Below are 5,472 nucleotides of genomic sequence, written 5' to 3' on the forward strand. Positions count from 1 at the left end.
GTTTCTCCCCCGTGCTCTACCGGAACCGAAACGCCATCGAGCGCATGTTCTGCCGCCTCAAAGACTTCCGACGCGTCGCCACGCGGTACGACCGCAACGCCGTCAACTTCCTCGCAGCCGTCTGCATCGCGGCCACCGTCAGCTACTGGTTATGAGTCCCGACCCTAGGTTGCTCGTGGGGAATGGATCCACGGGAATTTGCAGTTTTGGCGAGGTGGCAACAATCGCGGAACAACGAATTTGGGAGCGAGAAGCGGCCGTTCGCACCAGGGAGCCGCTCGGGCCATTCTCCTTCCTTACCCCACCCAGCTTGACCGCACCACGGCGGGCGCCCGGCGCGGCGCCTCGCCGGCAACCTCCGCCCCCGTAGCCCCAGCCCGAACCTCCGCACCCTCCACCTTGCCCACCATCTCCGCCAGGCTCATGCCGGCGGCGTAGAGCCCATGCAGGGCCGCCGTGGCGTAGACGCGGCAGTCGAGGGGCTCGTTGCGCACGCCGGGGTCGGGCACCCATTCGATGCGGGCGATGCCGCGCGTGTAGCGGCGCACCGGGCGCTCGGCGACGAGGCCGGTGAACCAGAGATAGTCGCGCTCGGCCGGCCAGTGGCAGGCGCCGGGGCCGCCATCGTCGATCCGCAGCCGCGAGAGCAGCCCGTGCTTGAGCGTGTCGACGCCGACGATATGGACGGGGGCGAGGCTGGCGCTGCGCAGCTTGGGCGGGCGCTTGGGCCAGGGCGGCACGCCCGGCCCGCCTCGGCCCTTGATCGCCCATATCCGGCGGTTAAGCCGCTCGGCCGAGAACCGCATCACCTGGTCGGTGCGATGCCCGCCGGAATCGATGGCAACGGCGAGGATGGGAAGGTCGGGGATCGCCCTGGGGTGGCGGAAGCGGCGGGCGAGCAGGCGGTCGAGTGCCGCCCACACCTCGGGGCGCGAGGTGTCGCCGTGGACGATGTCATAGTCGAGCGACCAGCTGGCTTCGCCCCGGCCCCAGCCGACGAACTCCACTTCAATGCGATCGTCCTGGGTGTCAACGCCGGCGGTGATGACCGCGACGCCCTCGGGAAGCAGCTCGGTCCAGGCCGGGTCGCAGGCGATGCCGCGTGAGGCGAGGCTGTCCGGCGCCAGCGGCGCCATGTCCCGGTCTTCATAGGCCTCGCCGAGCTTGAGGTTGGTCCATGTCTTCAGCCGGGCCGGGTCGCGCTTCGAGGTGAGGAAGTCGGCGGCGATCTCTCCCCAGCTCTCGAAGGGCGAGTACAGCGCCGAGAGGTGGAAGCCGGCGGTGAGGCCGTCGCCCTGCGCCGTGGCGCGCCATTCGCCCCTGGCCAGCATCGCCGGCTTGTCCGCCTCCTCGATCACCCCGCCGCAGGCCTCGCAGGTGTAGAACGCCTTGCGCGGTTCGCCCTCCGGCCAGGTCACGCCGCGCCAGCTCAAAGCCTGGTGCGTGCCGCAGTGGGGACAGGGCACGAAGTAGCGGCGCTGGTCGCTCTCGGCATAGGCCTTCTCGATGCGCGACACCCCGGCCTCGGTCGGGGTGGAGATGAGGAAGATCTTGCGTCGGCCCCGGAAGGTCACGGTGCGCTGCACCGCCAGCGCCACCGGGTCACCCTCGCCATCAGCATCGGCGGGGAAGGCGTCCACCTCGTCGAGCACGAGATAGCGCGCCGGGGTGGAGCGCAGGCCGGTGGCGGAGTTGGCGCCGGTCATGATGAGGGCGCCGCCGGGGAACTCCTTCAGCCCCACCGTATTGCCGGGGTCCTTGGAGCGGGCGGGGGCGATACGCGAGCGCAGGGCAGGCGTGCCCTCGATCAGCGGCTCGATGCGGGTGCGCGAGTTACGGCGCACCATGTCGATGGAAGGCCACACGGCGAGGATCAGCCCCGGCGCGTGCGCCACCCAATAGCCGATGGCGTTGAGCCCGGCCTCGGTGCCGCCGGTCTGCGCGCCCTTCATCAGCACCACCCGCTCGACGGGGGAGGCCGTGGAGAGGCAATCCATGATCTCGGCGAGATAGGGCACGCGGGCGGTGCGCCACGGCCCCGGCTCGGCATTCGTGCCCGGCAGGGTGCGGTTGGCGTCCGCCCATTCGGTCACGGTCAGCTGCAGCTCCGGCCGCAGCCCGCGCCGCCAGGCCGCGTCGACCAGCTCGGCGGTAAGGTCGGCGAGGTCGAGGGCGTCAGTCATCGGGGAAGTCCTCCAGCGGCATGTCGGCCAGGGTGACCAGCTGGGCGCGCACCAGCCGGTCCAGCACCGCCACCACGGCGGCGAGGTCGGCGCCGGTGGTGGAGGCGATCTCCGGTGCCGCCCGGTTCACCCAGCCGAGCCAGGCGTCGCGCTCGAAGCGGGCGCGGCTCTCGATGGTGCGCAGCGTCGCCGCCCGGTCGATCAGCGCCCGCCCCATGCGCTCGGCCTTCAGCCGGGCGATCTCCGCCTCCGCCGCGTCGCGCACCGCACGGGAGGAGGCTGGAAGCGGCGAGGCGGAAGCCAAAGGAAGGGCAGGGCCATCGAGCGAGGCGCGCCGGCGGTTCGGGTCGACATTCTCGGCCACCCACGCCTTGCCCCGCGCCACATGGATGCGCCCGTTCGGCTCGACAGGAAGCCCGCCGGCGATCATCTGCGACACGCGCCCGGCCGAGACGCCGATCGCCTCGGCAAAACCCTTCTTGGACAGGGTTTCCGCCGGCCTTTCGACCACGTCGGCGAAGAGGGAGGAGCTATGCAAATCCTGCATTCTCAACCCTTTCTCAAGCCGGAGACTTTAGGGCTCAAACGCGCCCCGTCTAGCGAACTCAAGCGCTCTCGCCGCCCGCATACAGGGACCGGGGGGAGGACCCGCGACAGAAGCCGCAGCTCCGCCTCGATCTCCGACTTGGCCTCGTGGAACGCCTCGGGGTCACGGTGCGAGGGGACAAGACGGCGAACCCGGCTCGCCAACTCGATCAGCTTCTGGCCTATCCCCTCGTCAGCCTGTCCTGACGGACTCTGACGCACTGACGCACTCTGACGCAGTTCTCTATATAAGGGGCATGCGTGCGCGCGCGTACACACAGGGGTTATGGAAACTGCGTCGGAGTGCGTCAGTGCGTCAGGGTGCGTCAGCTTCTTCGGGTCGATGAGCGTCACCGCACACCTCCCTCGATCGGCCCGAACCAACGTTCGCCTCTTGGCCCGCGCGGCACCCGACCCCAGCCGACACGCTCAAGGCAGGTGGCGATGCGCCGCTGATCCACCGTGCCAATACGCGACATGTCCATGCCGAGGGCAAACAGCGCGACGTCCTTGACCGTGACGCGCGTCTTACCGATCAGCCACGGCGCGACGATTTCCTCCCAGGCATCCGCCTCGAATCGCGCCTCCTGCTGCGGCTTGATATGGGTACGCTCGAACTCGGCCGATGGCCACCATGAACGGCCCGCCCGATAGAGGTGGACTGCCTCGGCGAAGAGCTGGTCGCGGTCGCGCTCCAGCGCGTTCGGGTCGATGGTGCCGACCTTCACCGGCCAGTAGCGACGCCCGCCCGTCTCATCGCGCAGATAGGTGCCCTTGTTCGTGGTGCCGATGAAGACGCACTGGCGGGGCATCTCCACCTCGATGCGGCCGTAAGGCGGGCGGTAGCGCTCGACCGAGCGGGTAAGGAAGGCCTTCAGGGCCGCATCCTCCGCCTTGCTGATCGCCGACAGCTCGGCAATCTCGATCAGCCATTTGCCGCGCAGATGCAGGCTTACGTCCTTGCCGCTGGTCACGTCCGGCATGTTGTCGGAGAACCACTCGCCGCCGAGGATGCGGCAGGCCGTGGACTTCATGGCGCCCTGCGGCCCTTCGAGCACCAGCATGTAGTCAGCCTTGCAGCCGGGCTCGAAGATGCGCGCCACCATGGCGATGAGGAACATGGCGCCGATCTGCGAGGTGTAGAGCGTCTTCTCGCAGCCGAGATAGGTCTGCAGCCACGTCACGACGCGCGGGGTGCCATCCCAGGGCAAGCCGTCGAGATACTCGCGCACGGGGTGATAGCCGCGCTCATGCGCCCGGATATCGACGGCCTGAAAGGTCGTGTCCTTGCCGAGGCGCGGCAGGCCGGCGCCCTGCAGGTACTCCTGCAGCCGGTTCACGTCGTTGTCGCACACCTGCCGGGGCACGAAGTCGTCATCGGGGAGGAGGTCGCCCTCGCCGACCTTCGGCACCGGATTCTCCAGCATCATGGTCGAGCGGAACTCGTCGAAGCTGAACAGCTGGGCGATACCGGGATCGCAGCGCAGGGCGTGCGCCGCGTTCGCCAGGTTGCCGAGCGGCTGGCCCTTGTCGTCCCGCGCGCAGTCCGCCAGCCAGCCCGAATAGGGCTCCTTGGCCGCCGGGCGAGGACGGCGCCGGCCGCCATGGCTGGGGCGGGGAGCACCCGTCGGCGGGTCGACGATCGCGGCGATCGCGAACGCCTGTTCGTGGGTCATCCCGTTCATGGCGCACCCTCCAAACGGGGCGCCGCGCGGTTCGCCAAAGCGGCGAAAAGCCCAATGAATACAGTGGGAGAAAGCGGGCTGTTAGCCAGCTCAATCCCTTGAAGCACATGCGGCGCTAGCGCCCCTTCCGGGAGGCCACCACCTCCGCCGAGGCTGTCCGGGAAAGTCCAGAAAACGTTTGATTTGCAAAGGCTTGGGGCGCGTCGACAGTTCGACGCAGTCCAGCGCAATCCGGTGGCATCCAGCGATTTTGTTGACATAGTTGTTGGCATCGACCAACTCGCTGGAATCAAATGCCAACAAAATGACGCTGACAGACACGATCTGCCGAAGCGCCAGGGCTGCCGACAAACCCCGGAAGCTATCGACAGCGGCGGCCTTCATCTGTTCGTCAGCCCCACCGGCGGGCGCCTGTGGCGAATGGCTTACCGATTCGACGGAAAGCAGAAGCAACTTTCGTTTGGCGCCTACCCTGCCGTTTCCCTCAAGGACGCACGTGCTCGCCGGGATGAAGCGAAGGCGCTTCTGGCGGCGGGCTGCGATCCAGCCGCCCGGCGAAAGCAGGACCGGGTCGAGTCTGACGCCCTTACGAAACACACTTTCCGGGCGTTGGGCACCGAGTACCTCGCCAAGCTGGTGGCTGAGGGCCGCGCCGATTCGACGGTGGGCAGTGCCAAGTGGCTGCTCGAAGACTTCGCCTACCCTGCTCTCGGCGACCGACCCGTTGCCCAGATCAAGCCCGCCGAGGTGCTCGAACTTCTCAAGAAGGTGGAGGGTCGCGGCACCTTCGAGACGGCGCGGCGCCTGCGGGGGATTTGCAGCCGCGTATTCCGCTATGCGGTCAGCACGCAAAAGGCAGAGATCGACCCGACGCATCCTCTTCGTGGCGCCCTTATCGCGCCGAAGACCCGACACCACTCCGCGATCGTAGAGCCGACCGCGATCGGCGCGCTGCTGACGGCGCCCTGGCCTGCTGCCGGTTTCGTGGACGCGCAGTTAAGCTAATCCCACCTGCCGCT

The 5,472-nt window shown here is 68.3% G+C and carries 4 protein-coding genes and 1 pseudogene; 2 read left to right on the plus strand and 3 right to left on the minus strand.

The annotated features are described in order from the left end of the window. Positions 1-155 (plus strand): annotated as a pseudogene (locus KHC23_RS18545) (IS5/IS1182 family transposase); the annotation flags it as partial. 141 nt (positions 156-296) lie between these two features. Here KHC23_RS18545 and KHC23_RS18550 read toward each other — a convergent pair. From KHC23_RS18550 to KHC23_RS18560, 3 genes are all read right to left on the minus strand, one after another. Further along, entirely contained in the window at positions 297-2,183 is a 1,887-nt protein-coding gene (locus KHC23_RS18550) for a phage terminase large subunit family protein (protein WP_213374560.1), read from the minus strand. Beyond that, positions 2,176-2,730 carry a hypothetical protein gene (locus KHC23_RS18555; protein ID WP_213374562.1) on the minus strand — a complete coding sequence of 185 codons (555 nt, stop codon included), beginning with the start codon at positions 2,728-2,730 and terminating at the stop codon, positions 2,176-2,178. Before KHC23_RS18555 ends, KHC23_RS18550 begins: the two co-directional genes overlap by 8 nt. A gap of 388 nt (positions 2,731-3,118) precedes the next feature. Then, positions 3,119-4,453, minus strand: a complete 1,335-nt coding sequence (locus KHC23_RS18560) for a virulence-associated E family protein (protein ID WP_246544764.1) — start codon at positions 4,451-4,453, stop codon at positions 3,119-3,121. Positions 4,454-4,687: 234 nt separating this feature from the next. Here KHC23_RS18560 and KHC23_RS18565 point away from each other — a divergent pair, with 234 nt between their 5' ends. Beyond that, entirely contained in the window at positions 4,688-5,458 is a 771-nt protein-coding gene (locus tag KHC23_RS18565) for a tyrosine-type recombinase/integrase (RefSeq protein WP_213374564.1), read from the plus strand. Positions 5,459-5,472 lie beyond the last annotated feature (14 nt).

The organism is Ancylobacter dichloromethanicus (assembly GCF_018390645.1).
Taxonomy (GTDB): domain Bacteria; phylum Pseudomonadota; class Alphaproteobacteria; order Rhizobiales; family Xanthobacteraceae; genus Ancylobacter; species Ancylobacter dichloromethanicus.